Raw genomic sequence first — 17,553 nt, forward strand, 5'->3', positions numbered from 1 at the left:
TATAGAAAAGAGGAGAATCATGAAAGAAACATTTAAAAGCATATTTTACCCAAGAAAGAACAATGAAAAATTCAACATCGATTTTTTAAACCTTGATGAGGCAAAAAAGGTTCATACGTTCCATGCAAGTTTTCCTGTATATGCTGAAACTCCCTTGGTTGAGCTAAAAAACCTAGCTAAACAAATAGGTGTATCTAATATACATGTAAAAGATGAATCCTTCCGTTTTGGTTTAAATGCATTCAAGGTATTAGGAGGTTCCTATGCCATCGGGCGGCTAATTGCAGACAAAATCGGGGAAGATATAAAAAACCTATCAGCGACAAAAATGGTTTCAAAAGAAGTAAAAGATAAAACAGGAGATATGGTATTTGTTACAGCCACCGATGGCAATCATGGCCGTGGGGTTGCCTGGACTGCAAACCAATTAAGTCAAAAATCCGTAGTCTACATGCCAAAAGGTTCCGCCATAGAAAGATTAAATAATATCCTATTAGAGGGCTCCGATGCCAGTATTATGGATATGAACTACGATGAAGCCGTTCGTCTTGCAGACAAAAATGCTAAAGAAAAAGGCTGGATTGTAATTCAGGATACAGCATGGGAAGGGTATACCGATATCCCTACATGGATTATGCAAGGGTATATGACCTTAGGATATGAAATTGTAAAACAATTAGAAGAAACTAAAAAGGAAGCGCCTACCCATATTTTCTTACAAGCTGGTGTGGGCTCCATGGCGGGTGCAATTTGTGGATTTTTTGCAAACTACTACAAGGGCACTCAGCCAAAAATCATAATCATAGAACCCAATAAGGCAGATTGCATTTATCGTACGGCGGAAGCTTGTGACGACAAACTCCATTTTGGGACAGGTCATATGGATACTATTATGGCAGGACTTGCTTGTGGAGAACCTAATATTATCGGTTGGAATGTACTAAAAGATTATGCGGATGCATTCATTTCTTGCCCAGATTATATAGCAGCGGACGGGATGCGTGTCATGGCAAGCCCCTTAGATGGAGATGAAAAAGTAGTATCCGGGGAAAGCGGTGCAGCTACCTTAGGATGCATATACAATGTTTTAACAGATGATTCTCTTGTAGATATTAAAGGAAAGCTAGGACTTAATGAAGACTCAAGTTTACTCTTTATATCTACAGAAGGGGATACGGATAAAGAAAATTACCAAAATGTTATATGGAATGGAAAGTCTACCCGTTATGAAAGATAAATTTTAGGAGGAATTAAGATGCTTAATATAGATAGGGAAAAAGAACTCATCGAATTAACTAAGAAAATGATACAGGCAAAGAGCTATTCAGGAGAAGAAGGGCAGGCAGCCCAAACCATCGGTGAATTTTGCAAAACCAATGGATTTGACGAAGTAACTTATGATAGATATGGTAATGTTATCGGGGTCATCAGGGGAAATCGTCCAGGGCCTAAGGTATTATTTGATGGACATATTGATACAGTTCCCGTATCCGATCCAAGTAAATGGAAATATGATCCATTCAAAGGTGAAATAGTAGAGGGTAAACTCTATGGCCGTGGTACTTCTGACATGAAGGGAGCAGTTTCAGCCTTTACGGCAGCGGCAAAATATTTTGCAGAAGATACAAGACGGGACTTTGGTGGAGAAATTCTGATTGCGGGAGTTGTCCATGAAGAATGTTTCGAAGGGGTAGCAGCTAGAGAAATCTCTAAGAATTTTAAACCAGACTATGTCATCATCGGGGAAGCAAGTCAACTCAATGTAAAAATTGGTCAAAGAGGCCGCGGTGAAATTGTAGTTGAAACTTTTGGCAAACCAGCACACTCTGCAAATCCTGAAAAAGGTATAAATGCCGTTTATAAAATGAATAAAGTTATTGATGCCATAAGAACCCTAGTACCAACAGAACATCCTGTATTAGGAAAAGGGATTTTAGAGCTTACAGATATTAAATCCGCCCCATATCCCGGCGCCTCCGTGGTTCCCGAATACTGCCGTGCAACCTATGATCGCCGTTTATTAGTCGGGGAAACCAAAGAATCCGTACTTAAGCCTATAAAAGAGTTATTAGACAAATTAATGGCGGAGGATAAAGCATTAAAAGTAAAAGTATCCTATGCGGTGGGAGAAGAAATCTGTTATACAGGAAACAAAATAGAAGGAGAGCGTTTCTTCCCAGGATGGCTATATGATAAGGATGAACCATGGGTTCAAGCAGTGCTAACAAAATTAAAGAATGCAGGATTTAATCCTGAGATTACCCAGTACAATTTCTGTACCAACGGCTCCCATTATGCAGGAGAAGCTGGTATTAAGACATTAGGTATTGGACCTTCCTTAGAAAGTCTAGCCCATACTGTAGATGAATATATAGAAATAGAACAGCTTACAAAAGTTTGTCAGTGCTACTACGGCGTTATGAAGGCATTATTAATCTAACCAGGGATATTTCCTTTGATTGAAAGAGGGATTGTATGAAAACTTTAATTAAAAATGGAATTATTGTTGATGGAAGCGGACAGCCATCATATACTGCAGACTTATTAATAAAAGATGATAAAATAGAAAAAATCGGATTCATCAATGATATAAATGCAGATAGGGTGATTAATGCCCAGGGCCTTGTAATAGCCCCGGGATTCATTGACACCCATTCCCACAGTGACTTAGATGTAATACTCCGTCCAAAGGTCATGCCGAAAATAATGCAGGGCATCACCACAGAATTTTTAGGACAAGATGGGGTCTCTATGGCACCTCTCCCCCTAAAATATATTTCAGACTGGCGTAAAAATATTGCAGGACTTGATGGAGTTAGTGATGAAATCGATTGGACCTATGGGACAACCGATAACTATCTAAAGATGATAGAAAAAGCTCAACCAGGGGTTAATCAATGCTATCTGGTTCCCCATGGAAATATCCGTATGGAAGCCATGGGTCTAGATAATCGCCAGCCCACCGATGGAGAAATCGAAAGAATGAGAAAAATAACCCATAGAGAGATGGAAGCTGGGGCCTTTGGATTGTCCACAGGACTTATCTATATTCCCTGTGCCTATTCAGAGAGCAAAGAAATCATAGAAATGTGTAAAATTGTTGCTGAGTACGATGGCGTATTCGTTATTCATCAAAGAAGCGAAGCAGATACCATTGTTGATTCTATGAAGGAAGTCATCGAGATAGGCAGGAAGTCGGGAGTAAGAGTCCACTGGTCCCACTTTAAAGTAGCTGGAAAGAAGAATTGGGGTAAAATAGAAGTTGTATTAGAACTTCTAGAACAAGCCAAGTCGGAAGGCATCACCGTAAGCTTTGACCAATACCCCTACGTTGCAGGTAGCACTATGCTAGGGGCAATCCTTCCTCCATGGGTTCATGATGGAGGTACCAATAAAGTCATCCAACGGCTAAGAGATCCCGAAATGCGTAAAAAAATGCGCTATGACATGGAGAACGGTATCCATGGCTGGGATAATTTCGTAGACTTTGCGGGGTTTGAAAATATCTTTGTTACTAGCGTTATCACAGAAAAGAACAAAGATGCCGTTGGCTTAAGTATTACCCAGTTGGCAGAACTTCGCAACCTAGACCCTTATACCGCAGTATTCGACCTTTTGATGGAAGAAGAAAATGCAGTCGGCATGGTGGATTTCTACGGATTAGAAGACCATGTAAAATTATTTATGGCTCGTCCAGAAATGAATGCCTGCACCGATGGGCTATTAGCTCCTGGCAAGCCCCATCCAAGACTTTACGGTAGCTTCCCAAGAATATTAGGAAAATATGTACGTGAAGAAAAAGTAATCACCCTAGAAGAGGCAGTTAAAAAGCTTACATTTAAGGCAGCTGATGCTATGAACCTGAAAGATAGGGGCCTGTTAAAGAAAGGATACTTCGCAGATATCACAATATTTAACCCAGACACAATCAACGATAAGGGTACCTTTATCAATCCGATACAATATCCAGTAGGCATAGAATATGTTCTTGTAAATGGAAAAGTAGCAGTAGAATATGGAAAACATACAGAAATCCTAAACGGCAAAGTAATCCGAAATAAAAAATAAAGGTACCAGGCAATGCAATTGTACAAAAAAAGAATGGTTTTAACCATTCTTTTTTTATTTCTTCATTTCAATATTTCTTAGGGTTTTCACTTTTTAAAAGTAGGGATTTAATTTAGTTGGGGATAGATTGGCCACTGCCTTATAAGAAAAAATCCCAAATTAGTTTCAAGACATAAGCAGCCTTTTTATATAATCTTATCTTTGTTCCTAGGTTTATAGAAAAGTCGAATAGCAGATGTTATAATTGTTCCAATTAAGGAAAAAAATAAAAGTCCTAACTTGAGCATAACTTGGGCAAAATTAACAGATGGAACCTTAGTCAAAAATATGGATATTAATAGTAAAACAAAAAATAAATAATCAAGGGTTTTGATAAAAACAAATGTTTTACTTTTGATTTTTGTCTTTTTGCTTTCCATTGTATAATCGAAAGAAGTACTTTTCTTTTTGGACTTTCTGGATAAATTGTATGCCTGATACTTGAGGGAGGCTTTAATAGCTCCAGAATAGGTAAAAGAATAATAATTTTCTTCAGAATTATAATAAAGCAGATTATTCTTTACCCAAAAATCATAGGACATTTTAGAGGCTTCCCTGGTAGATTCTTGTATGCTTTTTGAATAATCGGAGTCATCCAAATACTTGGTTTGCATCATTTCCTTAACTTTAGTAATATGTTCTTCTATTAAATGCTCTATATCATTTATATCTTCACAGATAAAAATAGTAGTATTTTCATAAGGGAATAGCATGGGCTCATTTTGAGTTTTTGAAAGCACTCTTGTGTTATCTGTAAATTTTGTTAATATATCAAAAGAATATTTTTCAGTTTTTGTTGCTATTTCCTTGTTTTGAATCTGTTGAGTGCTTGTGGCATATGAATAGTAAATATTAGCAAAAGCACATACTTCTTTATTGATGAACCTTCTAAAATAAATTATTTGATTTTGATTTTTAATAGTTGCTTTGTAATCGTTTTCAAATACAAAGCCTTTGGAATGAAGTTTAATTTCTATAGCCTTAATTAAATTTTGATTAATTTCTGGTACTAAGTTAAAATCATGGGGTTCTACCTCGTTAGAGATATAAAATTTTTGTTTTTTAATATTAGATATAATTATAAACTGTACTAATACAAAGGCAAATGCAATAACACAAACAACCATACTAATTATTTTTAAAAATAAACAAGAAACAACTGGCATATAATCACTCCTAAATGTTTTTTATAAAAAATTATTATTCTATTAACATAATTATAACTAAAACTAGACAATTTTCAATGTTTAATATAGTGTGATAAGTATATAAACTTATAAGGAGGAAAAATTATGTGGTTTATATTTGCATTATTATCAGCAGTGTTTGCTGCCCTTACATCCATACTAGCTAAAATAGGGATTGAAGATATAAATTCCAATTTAGCAACTGCAATACGGACAGTAGTTGTTCTAGTTATGGCATGGGGTATGGTATTTATTACAGGAGTACAGAATCAAATAGTTAATATTAGCCAAAAGAGTTGGATGTTTTTGACACTATCAGGAGTTGCTACAGGGTTATCTTGGCTTTTTTATTATAAAGCACTCCAAATAGGAGAAGCCTCGAAGGTCGTACCGGTGGATAAATTTAGTGTTGTTATTACAATGATACTTGCATTTATAATATTAAAGGAACCAGCTACTACGAAAACAATTCTTGGAGGTATCTTTATTGCAATCGGAACATTTGTAATGATTTTATAATTATGGTATATAATAAGGGATATCCGATGAAAAGGCTAGAATGATAAAGATATCAAAGCAATAGAAGTACTATTTTTACTATTGTCACATACCCCTCGGGGGTATATAATATATAAGATACTATGAATTATTGAGGCGGTAAAATCCTTATGATTTGTATAAACTTATTAGATTTTAATGATGAATTTATACAAAAAATAATACTAAATCAAGAGGAGGGCATATTATGGGAAAAAAAATATTGATTGTCGGTGGAGTAGCCGGTGGAGCTTCGGTTGCTGCAAGAGTTAGAAGAATTGACGAATCCGCACAGGTTATTATGTTTGAAAAGGGCCCAGATGTTTCATTTTCTAACTGCTCTTTACCATTTTATCTCAGTGGAATGATAGAAAAAAGTGAAAGTTTGGTACTAATGCGTCCTGAACAATTTAAAAAACAGTATAATATTGAGGCTCGGGTCAATAGTGAAGTGGTAAAAATAAATCGTCAAGACAAAAAAATAGTAGTAAAAAATTTAGTAACTGGGGAAGAGTATGAAGAATTCTACGATAAATTGGTACTATCTCCCGGAGCTAGTCCTATACGTCCTAGAACTATCGAAGGTATATATTCTCCCCATGTATTTACCGTAAGAAATGTGGTAGACATTAAAAAGCTCAAGGATTATTTGACCGTTAATAATATACAAGATATTGCTATTATTGGTGGTGGATTCATAGGGGTAGAGGTGGCAGAAAATTTACGACTAGCAGGGAAAAATATTAGCTTAATAGAAGCACAAGCACAAATAATGAATCCATTTGATTATGATATGGTTCAAATACTTCATAAGGAAATGATGGATCAAGGAGTGCAGCTCATATTAAATGATGGAGTTCGGAAAATCAATTCAGATTCAGTAGAACTAAATTCTGGAAAGGAAGTAGGGGCAAAGGCTGTAGTACTGGCAATTGGGGTTGCTCCCGAAGTTGGATTGGCAAAAGATGCAGGACTTGAAATAGGTGAAACCGGGGGAATTAAGGTAGACCATAATTATCTGACTAATGATAAAGATATATATGCTGTAGGAGATGCTATAGAGGTCTACAACCGTTTGACCCATAGGAAAACAAGACTTACTCTTGCAGGCCCTGCCCAAAGACAAGCTAGGGCAGCGGCTGACCATATGTATAATATTCCCCATAGGAACAACGGAGTAATAGGATCTTCTGTAGTTCAAGTATTTGATTTAAAAGCAGCATCTACAGGACTAAATGAAAAGACCGCTAAGGAAGCAGGAATAGCTTATGATTTCGTATATATCATGCCAAGTGATAAGGTAGGGCTAATGCCTGCTAGCAGCCCAATGCATTTTAAGTTGATTTACGAGTACCCAACGGGTAAAATCCTTGGGGCCCAAGCTATAGGAAAGGGTAATGTGGACAAGAGAATAGATGTCATTGCAACCATGATTTTAATGGGTGGTACCTTAGAAGATTTGAAAGAATTAGAGCTGGCATATGCCCCGTTATTTGGTACTGCTAAAGATGTAATCAATTATGCAGCTTTAGTAGGATTAAATGTATTAAATGAACAATTTAGGCAAGTACCAGTAACTAAGGTTAGGGAACTAGTAAAAAATGATGCCTTTATAATAGATGTAAGGGAAAAAGGGGAATTTGAAAGAGGGCACATTAGGAATGCGATTAATATTCCTTTAAGCGAAATAAGAGATAGAGTAGATGAAATTCCAAAGGAGAAGCCGGTATATCTTCATTGCCGTTCTTCCCAAAGGAGCTATAATGCAATAATGGCCTTACAAAGCATGGGGTATGATAACTTATACAACATATCCGGTTCTTATCTGGGAATCTGCCATTATGAGTATTTTCAAGACAAAGTAACAGGGAGAGAAAAAATAGTTACAGAATACAATTTTAAATAAGGTAGAGGTATTTGGGAGGTGACATAATGTTTGATTTTTTCAATAGAGAGGTAACACCTTCTATAAATGTAAACGATATAAATAATTTGAAAGAGAAAATCAACTTGATAGATATTAGGGAATCCTATGAATATCAAAGTGGTCATCTGCCAAAGGCTAAAAATATACCTATGGGTGCATTATTGGCAGAAGTAGAAAAATACTTTGATAAGTCACAGAAATATTATATCATTTGTCAGACCGGCGGGAGAAGCTTAAGAACCTGCCAAACTTTGAAGAAAAAAGGTTTTGATGTGATTAATGTCCTTGGGGGTACTGGCGGATACAAAGAAAAATTAAAATAAATAGTATACGATACGTCCCAATTATTCATAGTTTAATATAGCAAGGGTTACCGGTTAGTATAGTTTATCCTAGCCGGATTTTTTATATGGATTTTAAGATAGGATAAGGATTTATCAGAATAAAATCATATACAGTAAAAGGTTTGAGATAAATATTAAGTCTTGACAAAATAGATGGAGATATTTATAATTTAACTAGTAAATTAGTAAATTACTAAATTAAAACGGAGGTAATAAAATGAAAATACCGACTACATTAAAACATAAACCTGTTATTGTATCTGAAAATTATGGAAATGTCGATGGTAGATATGCTTATAAAACTGATGCCAAGGGACTTTCTCTGGGCCTAGCTCAATGGAACGATAGAGGAAAGGTAGATATTTCAGCTAAAGTGTGGAGGCATACTGGAGGAAAGTGGTCAAGGCAATCGGAAGAAATGCCCCTTCATAGGGTCCTCGATCTAGCAATACTTGTTTGCAGAACACAACTGTATTTTAAGGAAGCATATAGATACGAGAAATTATATAATCCCGAAAGTCCTACAATAGATAGGGTAGGTTTACAGGGGGATGCCATGAATGTGGATGTATGTACGGATAATGAAAAAATAGATGAAGATATAAAATTGTTTAGTCAAGTACTTAGTGATGATGGGGAACTCATTGGGGAACGACTAAGAACCCTATCAAGAATACTAAAGGAAATGGGATACTGATTACAGGGTTAGTATTTTTTAAAGCATAAGGGTTTTATATATGGAGGGATAGTAATGGCAATAAAAAAGGTGAAAGAATACTTTAAACAATGGAATATGGAAAGCCGAATACTTGAATTCGATGTTTCTAGTGCAACAGTTGAATTGGCTTCAAAAGCAGTAGGTTGTGAACCCAAAAGGATTGCAAAAACATTATCTTTTATGGTAGATGGAAAGCCTATTTTAATTGTAGTAGCAGGAGATGCCAAAATTGATAATCCTAAATATAAGATTCAGTTTAAATCAAAAGCAAAAATGCTATCAATAGATGAAGTAGCTGACTTAGTCGGGCATCAAGTAGGTGGAGTATGTCCTTTTTGTATAAATGAGGGGGTAGCCGTTTATTTGGATAAATCCCTAAAACGGTTTGATACAGTGTTTCCTGCCTGCGGAAGTAGCAATAGTGCAATAAAATTAACAATCGAAGAACTTGAAAAGCATTCAGGTTACTCTTCATGGATTGATGTTTGCAAGGGTTGGGAAATTAACTAGCCTAATTATTAGCTGTTTTAATGACGAAAGAGGAATAAAATTCTCCCCAAGGTATCATACTTTCTATAGATTGGATACCTTGCAAGAGATTATACTAAAGGAGAATTTTAATGAATACTTTTATTCGGCATCGATTGATTAAGGATGGTTCAGGATATATATTAGCCTTATATTTAGATCCAAATTTAACTGAGTTTTCCCAGGAATTTAATTACTTAGAGGATATCGCAAAAGATAAAAATTTCTGTAACAGTATAGAGGCATATATCAATCAAAACTTTAAAAATATTAGAATTAACACCGTCAAAATTATAGTTGGTACGATATTAATTACTACGATTCCTTTTAGTACTTCCACAATTGATGTTACTGCTGCTCCTAGGGAGACACAAACTTCCCAGGTTTCTGAAAAGGTTTCAATTTTAATTAACGACCAAGAATACAACTTTTCACATCCCCCTGTTATTCGTAATGGGACAACCTATGTCCCAATAAGAGATGTTACTAAGACATTAGGTGGAGATGTTTGGTGGAATGCTCAATCTAAAACCGTGGGCATCAATAAAGGTAATACTAAGATTTCATTTATTATAGGATCTAACAAGGCACGTATTAATGATAAATTAGTTGATATGCAGCCCTCATATATAGATAATGGTACTACCATGGTTCCCCTTCGATTTGTTAGTGAAATTCTTGGGATGGATGTGGGGTGGAATCAAGATTCAAAGACTGTATCTATTATTTCCCCTGCCACTGTATACCAGGTAAAGACTGGAGATACATTATGGAAGATTGCAAACCAATTAAATACTACAGTTGGAGAGCTAAAAGAATTAAATGGGATTTATGGAGATATGATTTATGTAGGACAGGAGCTAAAAATAAATCCAAATTGGCAAAATCAAGGCTCTACACCTTCTAATAATAGTATTTCTTATAATTCTTATAAGATTAGGGCAGGGGATACTATGTGGAATCTGAGCATTGAACATGGAATACCTATGACTGAATTATTAAAAGTAAATAATATGACAGAAAATAGCTCTTTATCCATAGGTCAAATAATAACGATACCAGTTCATCATATAGCTCTTAAAGATAAGGTCAGTGAAAAGCACGGAGAATATTTGGATTGGTGGTCAGAAGCACAATACCTTTTTTCTATAGGAAAAATTGCTACCGTAACAGATTTTCAAACCGGTAAGAGCTTTCAAATAAAGAGGAGTACTGGGGCATTTCATGCAGATTGCGAACCACTAACTTCAAAAGATGCAGAAGTCATCAAAGAAATATGGGGAGGAGAGTATTCATGGAAGGAAAGAGCAGTCATTGTCCAAGTAGGCGAAAGGAAGATTGCCGCTTCTATGGCTTCAATGCCCCATGATGTTCAAAGTATTACAGATAATAATTTTGAAGGGCATTTCGATATTCATTTTAGAAACAGCACCCGACATAAAGACGGATTAATTTCAACGGCCCATCAAAATCAAATTCAGATAGCCGCAGGACTAAAATAATCATTGTAATCATTGGAATCATTGGGGACGGTTCTTTTTGATTACTTTTTGTATCAGAAATAATACCTCCTGTCAATAATTTAACAGGAGGTATTATATAATAACTGATGGACCTGGTTCATCAGTTATTTGGTTCATCAGTTATTAGAAGATTTTCTTTGATTCTATTAAATTCAATAAGCAAAACAATAGCATTGATGGTTATGTTCCAAAGTTACCCCAAGGGTTTTGGTGGCAATTAGGTGGATTAGCACTATATGACCCTAAATATGATGTTCCATTAAATATGGAAACTATTAATTTAGATAGCTTAAAGCAAGGAAAGAACTTTTCGATTAAATTGAAACAAGGTAATTGGAGTAAAGCTATAGGTGGGGGAATAGCAGCAAGATTATGCTCTGAAGGTGGGGCTAAAGCAGAAATAATTCTTCAATACCCTTCAATGACATTTAAAGAAAGATAAAATAATAAATGCAGTAAAGAGTTGAATAAATCAGCTCTTTACTTTTATGGACAATCAAAAAGTTAAAGGGGGCTTGAATGTGAGAAAGATTAAAAAGTTATTGGGCTGTCTTTTATCAACCATATTAATTTTGCAATGCTTTGACATTCCAATGATGGTTTATGCAGACACGTTGAAAGAAGTAAAATTTAATGAAGTAGTAAATATTAAAAACACTACATTGCAAACTCAAGGTGAGAATATCGGTTCACAATCTATTTCTTCTCATTGCGATATGTGGCGACATTCAGGAGGATATTGGAGATATACAGACGATGGAACAACTATTACTATCACGGATGAAGAAGCTAGTAGTGTTATTTTTGGGGGAACGCTTAACAAAACAGTCCCCTTTGCAAGAGAACTTCCTCAGAAAGTTAAGGATTTCTTAGCCGCTGACCCTAACAATATTAACAAACTGCAAATTAAAATTACTTCAAAAGACAAAGACCCTGCCAATATTTATAACTCAGCTCAATGGAAAATCGAAAATGGAAAAATGTTTATACAAATAAGCCCTAAATTTAATTTCCTGTCAAGTCAGACTATTACTCAAAGATTCAATAATAGAGGAATGTCTGTAGCAATCCCAGTTGTAGACCCTAATTTCGGCTCAAACATCTACTCAATGTATTCAAAAACAGGTGGAACAAATTACGGAGCGGCTAAAAAGCTAGAAAGCATATTAAAAGACAGTAACGGAAACTTAGAACCCTATAACCCCGTAACAATCATAGCAGGAGCTTACGCAGGGAAGCCTGCTCTCAATTCCCAAGATGTAAAGTCGGTCAAGGGACATTTAGTAGTGGGGGAGCATGTCACAAATATAATCTATAACTCTATTGAGAGTGTTAAGAATATTTGATATTATATAGAAATAATACATATTTATTCTAAGTAAGTAGATTGAACAAATTTTATAAAAGAGGTGCAATAATGATAGAAAGCAATAATTTATCTAAATCATTTATCAGGGTTGTAAAAGATGAAAAGACTAAAAAAAAGAATAAAAGATTTAAAACAAAAAAGGAAGAATTTTTGGCAGTGGATAACATAAGTTTTAAAGTAGAAAAGGGAGAAATCTATGGAATTCTAGGGCCCAATGGAGCAGGAAAAACTACTTTACTTAGGATGCTAGGAGGAATATTAACCCCGACCTCGGGTAATATATTTGTTGCTGGACATAATTATGAAAAGGATAGAAATAATGCAAAAAAGAAGATAGGTTATTTATCAGGCAATACAAAGCTTTATGGAAGGATTTCCCCTAGGGAACTTTTAAATATATTTGGAAGACTCTATGAAATGAGTAAAGATGAAATTGAAGAAATGACTGAAAAAATCATAGATATTATGGATATGAGAAGTTTTATAGACAATCGTATAGAACATCTTTCTACAGGACAGACCCAGAGGACTTCTATAGCTAGATGCCTTATTCATTCTCCAGAAGTTTATATATTTGATGAACCTACCCTAGGGCTTGACGTACTGAGCAGTCATGCCATTATTGAATTTATGAAGAGCGAAAGGGAAAGGGGAAAAACAGTACTTTATTCCACACATTATATGGAAGAAGCAGAAACCCTATGTGATAAAATTATGATGATTCATCATGGGGAAGTGATTGCTAAGGGAACAACAGAAAGTTTAAAAGCAGAAACCAAAGAAAAGAATCTAAGGGATGTATTCGTTAAAGCAGTTAAACAAAGGGGGGATTGGGCATGAGAAAATCCATTGTGTTATCTATATTTAAGAAAGAAATGATAGACATATTAAGGGATAAAAAAACCCTATTTATGGCGATTATTTTGCCTATTATTATGTATCCTATACTTATTATTTTAGTAAGTCAGATAATGATGATATCACTTAATAAGATGCAGCAAAAGGAACTACCTATAGCTTTTAACAAATCCCCTAATAAAGCTATTATGGAAAAAATCCTTGAAGGAAAAGAAAATGAAGGCAAGCTAAAAATAATTAATGTTAAAGATTATAGGGAAGCTTTAGAACAAAGGGAGATTACTGCATATATAGAAATTGGCGAAGAAAAAGAACAAACATCTTATAAAATTTATATGAATTCTTCTGTTGAAGACTCTAATACATCTTCCATAAGAATTAAGAACTTATTAAGGGATTATAAAAATGAACTTACCAAAGAAAAAATTGAAGCAATGGGATTAGACAGTGAAATTATATTAGAACCCATTATTTATGAAACAATCAATATAGCTAAGAACGAGGAAATGGCAGGATATTTGATAGGACAAATCCTCCCCTTTATTCTTATAATTGGAGTACTGATGGGGGCTATATATCCTGCAATCGACGTTATGGCAGGGGAAAAAGAAAGGGGAACATTAGAAACACTTTTAACCTTACCCATATCCAATGGTGAACTTATAATGGGAAAATATTTAGCGGTATCTATCAGTGCTATAACTTCAGCTATTCTCAGTGTATTATCGATTGCACTATCTATGGGATTTTTGTTGGCAAGTTTTGGGGAAACAGGGCTTATTGGAATGGAGGGTATAAAATTTAATGAGCTTATTTTTCCACTTATAGTTACTTTGATTTGCATATGTCTTTTTGCCATGGTGGTATCTGCCGTTAGTATGAGCGTGTGTTCCTTAGCTAAAAATTTTAAAGAGGCACAAAATTACATAACTCCAATAATGTTCATTGTGATGATTCCCTCATATGCTTCTATAATACCGAGCATGGAGCTTAATGGACTTAATGCAACCATACCAGTTGTGAATATATCTCTTCTCATAAAAGGTGTTTTATCTTTTAGATATGATATAGCTTTGATTGCAATTGTGCTGGTTACCAATATAGCTTTTGTATTACTTTCAGGTTTTATACTTTCAAAAATGTTCGATTCCGAGGAAGTTTTATTTGGAGGCTCTAGGGAATTCTCCTTCCTTGAAAGTCGTTCTAATATAAAAAAACATACCTTTCCTACAATAAGTGATGGATTAGTTTTATATGCGGCATTACTGCTTGTACTTGTTTATCTAGGAAGCTTCTTACAAATCAAATATAAGCTTGTTGGTATAGCTTTGACGCAAATTATAATTATTTTAGTTCCATTATTATTTGGATATTATATTAAGACTGATTTTAGAAAGACTTTTTCAATTAAGATTCCAAAATTCAAGCATATTTTAGGAGGAATGAGCATTTGGACGGGAGGATTTATTGCTTCTTTATTGATTGCTCAGTTCATATTGTATTTATTTCCTCAGAATATGGAAGTGGCCAAGAATCTTTCGGAAATTATATTAGGAGAGCATAATTTTATTGTAGCTTTATTAGTCTTTGCACTACTGCCAGCTATATGTGAAGAGATATTTTTCAGGGGACTACTTATGACAGCATTTAGGAAAAAAGCCACTGGTCTAAGGGCAATTATATTAAGTAGTGTACTATTTGGAATAACTCATATTGATTTTATTAGAATGGTTCCTACTGCAATACTTGGACTTACCCTTGGATATGCTGTTTATAATACAGGCTCTATCTTTATTCCCATGCTTATGCATTTTTTAAACAATGGCATTGCCATCGTTTCTGCTTACTATCCTGAAAGTGTAGTTGGGAGAATATATTCATACCTAGAAATGGACTTTTCCAATTTTAGTTCTATGCACCTTATTTTACTTATTGTGATTAGTATAGTGCTAATTTTTATGGGGCTTTTACTCCTTAAAAAACAAAAATAAGCTGGTACTTGGTATTGCAGTTATACAGTTAAGAATCAAAAGGCGGAGGGGAAATTTATGAAAAAAAATTCTGAGGATAAAACTAAGGGGATTACGAATAGATTATCTAGAATAATAGGGCAAATTCAAGGGGTCAAGCGGATGATAGAAGAAGGAAAGGGTTGTAGCGATGTACTGACCCAGATATCGGCGGCAAGGGCTGCCCTTGATAGTACTGCAAAAATGATTTTACAAGAACATATAGATTCCTGTATAAAAAGCGCCATAGAAAATAATGATAAAAATGCAATAGAAGATCTTAATAGTATTTTGGGGAAGTTTATCCGTTAGAAACATGGGAAGTTTATGAGATTCATGGTATTTAGAAAAATTTCCTTGCTATGATATGGGAATAATTAACCCCATTGACATGAATTATTAATGATGTTATATTTATCTTAATAAAAATCAAATAAGTCTTCAGGGCAGGGTGTAATTCCCTACCGGCGGTAAAGCCCGCGAGCCGTAAGGCAGATTCGGTTAGATTCCGAAGCCGACAGTAAAGTCTGGATGAAAGAAGACAAGTTATAGTTTTAGCTATCATTTATTTTATAGAGAAGAAAGCTATATACTTATTTATTTAAAAGGCCCTGAATATTCAGGGCCTTTTTGCTGTCTAATTTATAATTTCTTGGTAGAAAGTGTTTGGAGGTGTTTTAACTGGATATAAGGTATATGAAAAGAGCATTAGAATTAGCCCGAAGGGGTATTGGATACACAAATCCTAATCCTCTAGTAGGGGCTGTTATTGTAAAAGGTGGAAGGATTATTGGTGAGGGTTATCATAGGGCTTATGGGAAAGAACATGCAGAAGTAAATGCAATTAGAAATTCCATTGAAGATGTTCAAGGTGCAGTTATGTACATTACATTAGAACCCTGTTCCCATTATGGGAAAACCTCACCCTGTGCAAAATTAATATTGGATAAAGGAATAAAAAAGGTAGTTATAGCACTTAAGGATCCAAATCCAAAAATAAATGGAGAGGGAATAAAATTTTTAAAAAATAATGATATCGAAGTAGTAACTGGCGTTCTAGGAGAAGAAAGCCGGAAACTTAACGAGATATTTATAAAGTATATATCAACAGATATTCCTTTTTGTATACTAAAAACAGCCATGACGCTAGATGGCAAAATAGCTACAAAAACAGGGGATTCCAAATGGGTAACCAGTAGGGAATCTAGAAAATACGTTCATAGCTTAAGGCATAGGGTTTCGGCAATAATGGTCGGAATAGGCACAATACTCCAAGATAATCCTTATTTAAATACAAGATTAAAAGGAATAAAAGGAAAAAACCCTATAAGAGTTGTTGTTGATACTTATGGCAGAATGCCCTTAGAGGCAAATGTACTTAATATTAATTCAGATACTAAAACTATTATTGCCTCGACGAAATTAGCATCAGAAGATAAGCTTAAAAACTTTAGACTTAAGGGAGCAGAGATAATAATAACACCTTTAAAAGACAATCAAGTTGATTTAAATTACTTAATGAAAATCCTGGGCAAGAAAAATTTAGATAGTGTTCTAATAGAAGGGGGAAGTGAATTAAATTATTCAGCTGTGGAATCGGGGATTGTTGATAAAGTAAATATATTTATAGCTCCAAAGTTGATAGGAGGGAGGAATGCCAAAACCCCCTTAGGAGGCTTTGGAAAAAGTTTCATGGAGGAAGCAATCTTACTTAGAAACTTGCAAATCAATAGATTTGGAAATGACATAATGCTAGAAGGTTATTTGAAGGGAGGGGGATAAAATTTATGTTCACCGGGCTAATAGAAGAGTTGGGAAAAGTTAAACAGATAGAAAAGGGCTTAAAATCTGCAAGAATAATAATTCAAGCCAAAAAAATCTTAGATGGAACAAGGGTTGGGGACAGTATAAATACAAATGGGGTATGTCTTACAGTTACAGGGATTTCTACAAGAAGCTTTAGTGTTGATGTTATGCCAGAAACTATGAAAAGAAGTAATTTGCATATTCTATCATCAGGAGATGAAATTAACCTTGAAAGGGCCCTAAAGGTTAATGATAGGCTGGGGGGGCATTTAGTCACTGGTCATATAGATGGTATGGGGACCATTGTGAATTTCAAAAATGAAGAGAATGCAGTATGGATAACAATAGCTGCCGCTCCAAAGATGTTACTGTATATAGTCCAAAAGGGATCTATTGCAATAGATGGAGTAAGTCTTACAGTTACATATGTTGATGATTATGTTTTCAAGGTTTCAATTATTCCCCATACTAAGAAGACTACGACTTTGGTTAAGAAAAAAATTGGGGGGATTGTGAATTTAGAATGCGATGTAGTTAGTAAATATATTGAAAAAATAATTTTGTCTAAACAAGAAAAATTAGTAGAAAAAAAGATAGATATGAACTTTCTAACTGAACATGGGTTTATATAATCCTAAGG

General features: G+C 34.7%; 17 protein-coding genes and 1 riboswitch. Of the genes, 16 read left to right on the forward strand and 1 reads right to left on the reverse strand.

Annotated elements, in window-relative coordinates; translation table 11 throughout:
- Window positions 1-19 precede the first annotated feature (19 nt).
- From dpaL to GX308_01275, 3 genes are read left to right on the forward strand one after another with little or no spacing between them, the layout of a single operon-like run.
- On the forward strand, window positions 20-1,237 hold the full coding sequence (gene dpaL, locus GX308_01265; GenBank protein NLK20720.1) for a diaminopropionate ammonia-lyase: 1,218 nt from the start codon (window positions 20-22) through the stop codon (window positions 1,235-1,237).
- An 18-nt stretch (window positions 1,238-1,255) separates the two neighbouring features.
- Window positions 1,256-2,440: a YgeY family selenium metabolism-linked hydrolase gene (locus GX308_01270; protein ID NLK20721.1), complete on the forward strand. Its 1,185-nt coding sequence runs from the start codon at window positions 1,256-1,258 to the stop codon at window positions 2,438-2,440.
- A gap of 35 nt (window positions 2,441-2,475) precedes the next feature.
- On the forward strand, window positions 2,476-4,068 hold the full coding sequence (locus tag GX308_01275; protein NLK20722.1) for a D-aminoacylase: 1,593 nt from the start codon (window positions 2,476-2,478) through the stop codon (window positions 4,066-4,068).
- Between the two features lie 185 nt (window positions 4,069-4,253).
- Here GX308_01275 and GX308_01280 read toward each other — a convergent pair whose 3' ends face one another.
- On the reverse strand, window positions 4,254-5,273 hold the full coding sequence (locus GX308_01280) for a hypothetical protein (GenBank protein NLK20723.1): 1,020 nt from the start codon (window positions 5,271-5,273) through the stop codon (window positions 4,254-4,256).
- 126 nt (window positions 5,274-5,399) lie between these two features.
- Here GX308_01280 and GX308_01285 point away from each other — a divergent pair, with 126 nt between their 5' ends.
- The 13 genes from GX308_01285 to GX308_01345 all read left to right on the forward strand — a co-directional run bounded on the left by GX308_01285 (window position 5,400) and on the right by GX308_01345 (window position 17,545).
- Window positions 5,400-5,813 (forward strand): EamA family transporter, encoded by a 414-nt coding sequence (locus GX308_01285; GenBank protein ID NLK20724.1) that lies wholly within the window; start codon window positions 5,400-5,402, stop codon window positions 5,811-5,813.
- Window positions 5,814-6,039: 226 nt separating this feature from the next.
- Window positions 6,040-7,737, forward strand: coding sequence for an FAD-dependent oxidoreductase (locus GX308_01290; protein ID NLK20725.1), 1,698 nt, complete (start codon window positions 6,040-6,042; stop codon window positions 7,735-7,737).
- Window positions 7,738-7,763: 26 nt separating this feature from the next.
- Entirely contained in the window at window positions 7,764-8,081 is a 318-nt protein-coding gene (locus GX308_01295) for a rhodanese-like domain-containing protein (protein ID NLK20726.1), read from the forward strand.
- Window positions 8,082-8,319: 238 nt separating this feature from the next.
- Window positions 8,320-8,799 (forward strand): hypothetical protein, encoded by a 480-nt coding sequence (locus GX308_01300; protein NLK20727.1) that lies wholly within the window; start codon window positions 8,320-8,322, stop codon window positions 8,797-8,799.
- A 54-nt stretch (window positions 8,800-8,853) separates the two neighbouring features.
- Entirely contained in the window at window positions 8,854-9,330 is a 477-nt protein-coding gene (locus GX308_01305; protein ID NLK20728.1) for a YbaK/EbsC family protein, read from the forward strand.
- Between the two features lie 701 nt (window positions 9,331-10,031).
- A complete protein-coding gene (locus GX308_01310) occupies window positions 10,032-10,850 on the forward strand; it encodes a LysM peptidoglycan-binding domain-containing protein (protein NLK20729.1) in 819 nt (272 codons plus the stop codon).
- Window positions 10,851-11,136: 286 nt separating this feature from the next.
- Window positions 11,137-11,313: a hypothetical protein gene (locus GX308_01315; protein NLK20730.1), complete on the forward strand. Its 177-nt coding sequence runs from the start codon at window positions 11,137-11,139 to the stop codon at window positions 11,311-11,313.
- A gap of 79 nt (window positions 11,314-11,392) precedes the next feature.
- A complete protein-coding gene (locus GX308_01320) occupies window positions 11,393-12,217 on the forward strand; it encodes a hypothetical protein (GenBank protein NLK20731.1) in 825 nt (274 codons plus the stop codon).
- Between the two features lie 71 nt (window positions 12,218-12,288).
- Window positions 12,289-13,080, forward strand: coding sequence for an ABC transporter ATP-binding protein (locus GX308_01325; GenBank protein NLK20732.1), 792 nt, complete (start codon window positions 12,289-12,291; stop codon window positions 13,078-13,080).
- Window positions 13,077-15,089, forward strand: a complete 2,013-nt coding sequence (locus GX308_01330) for a CPBP family intramembrane metalloprotease (protein ID NLK20733.1) — start codon at window positions 13,077-13,079, stop codon at window positions 15,087-15,089. The genes GX308_01325 and GX308_01330 overlap by 4 nt, the downstream gene beginning before the upstream one ends.
- 57 nt (window positions 15,090-15,146) lie before the next feature.
- A complete protein-coding gene (locus GX308_01335; protein NLK20734.1) occupies window positions 15,147-15,419 on the forward strand; it encodes a metal-sensing transcriptional repressor in 273 nt (90 codons plus the stop codon).
- A gap of 121 nt (window positions 15,420-15,540) precedes the next feature.
- Window positions 15,541-15,654: riboswitch (FMN riboswitch) on the forward strand.
- Between the two features lie 134 nt (window positions 15,655-15,788).
- Window positions 15,789-16,889 carry a bifunctional diaminohydroxyphosphoribosylaminopyrimidine deaminase/5-amino-6-(5-phosphoribosylamino)uracil reductase RibD gene (ribD, locus tag GX308_01340; GenBank protein NLK20735.1) on the forward strand — a complete coding sequence of 367 codons (1,101 nt, stop codon included), beginning with the start codon at window positions 15,789-15,791 and terminating at the stop codon, window positions 16,887-16,889.
- A gap of 5 nt (window positions 16,890-16,894) precedes the next feature.
- Window positions 16,895-17,545 (forward strand): riboflavin synthase, encoded by a 651-nt coding sequence (locus GX308_01345; protein ID NLK20736.1) that lies wholly within the window; start codon window positions 16,895-16,897, stop codon window positions 17,543-17,545.
- Window positions 17,546-17,553 lie beyond the last annotated feature (8 nt).

The sequence above is a fragment of the Candidatus Epulonipiscium sp. genome (assembly GCA_012519205.1).
Classification (GTDB): Bacteria; Bacillota; Clostridia; order Lachnospirales; family Defluviitaleaceae; genus JAAYQR01.

Bases quoted from the DNA above. Each gene is read 5' to 3' on its own strand.
- dpaL (NLK20720.1), top strand. From the start codon at position 20: ATGAAAGAAACATTTAAAAGCATATTTTACCCAAGAAAGAACAATGAA.
- GX308_01270 (NLK20721.1), top strand. From the start codon at position 1,256: ATGCTTAATATAGATAGGGAAAAAGAACTCATCGAATTAACTAAGAAA.
- GX308_01275 (NLK20722.1), top strand. From the start codon at position 2,476: ATGAAAACTTTAATTAAAAATGGAATTATTGTTGATGGAAGCGGACAG.
- GX308_01280 (NLK20723.1), bottom strand. From the start codon at position 5,273: ATGCCAGTTGTTTCTTGTTTATTTTTAAAAATAATTAGTATGGTTGTT.
- GX308_01285 (NLK20724.1), top strand. From the start codon at position 5,400: ATGTGGTTTATATTTGCATTATTATCAGCAGTGTTTGCTGCCCTTACA.
- GX308_01290 (NLK20725.1), top strand. From the start codon at position 6,040: ATGGGAAAAAAAATATTGATTGTCGGTGGAGTAGCCGGTGGAGCTTCG.
- GX308_01295 (NLK20726.1), top strand. From the start codon at position 7,764: ATGTTTGATTTTTTCAATAGAGAGGTAACACCTTCTATAAATGTAAAC.
- GX308_01300 (NLK20727.1), top strand. From the start codon at position 8,320: ATGAAAATACCGACTACATTAAAACATAAACCTGTTATTGTATCTGAA.
- GX308_01305 (NLK20728.1), top strand. From the start codon at position 8,854: ATGGCAATAAAAAAGGTGAAAGAATACTTTAAACAATGGAATATGGAA.
- GX308_01310 (NLK20729.1), top strand. From the start codon at position 10,032: ATGGATGTGGGGTGGAATCAAGATTCAAAGACTGTATCTATTATTTCC.
- GX308_01315 (NLK20730.1), top strand. From the start codon at position 11,137: ATGGAAACTATTAATTTAGATAGCTTAAAGCAAGGAAAGAACTTTTCG.
- GX308_01325 (NLK20732.1), top strand. From the start codon at position 12,289: ATGATAGAAAGCAATAATTTATCTAAATCATTTATCAGGGTTGTAAAA.
- GX308_01330 (NLK20733.1), top strand. From the start codon at position 13,077: ATGAGAAAATCCATTGTGTTATCTATATTTAAGAAAGAAATGATAGAC.
- GX308_01335 (NLK20734.1), top strand. From the start codon at position 15,147: ATGAAAAAAAATTCTGAGGATAAAACTAAGGGGATTACGAATAGATTA.
- GX308_01345 (NLK20736.1), top strand. From the start codon at position 16,895: ATGTTCACCGGGCTAATAGAAGAGTTGGGAAAAGTTAAACAGATAGAA.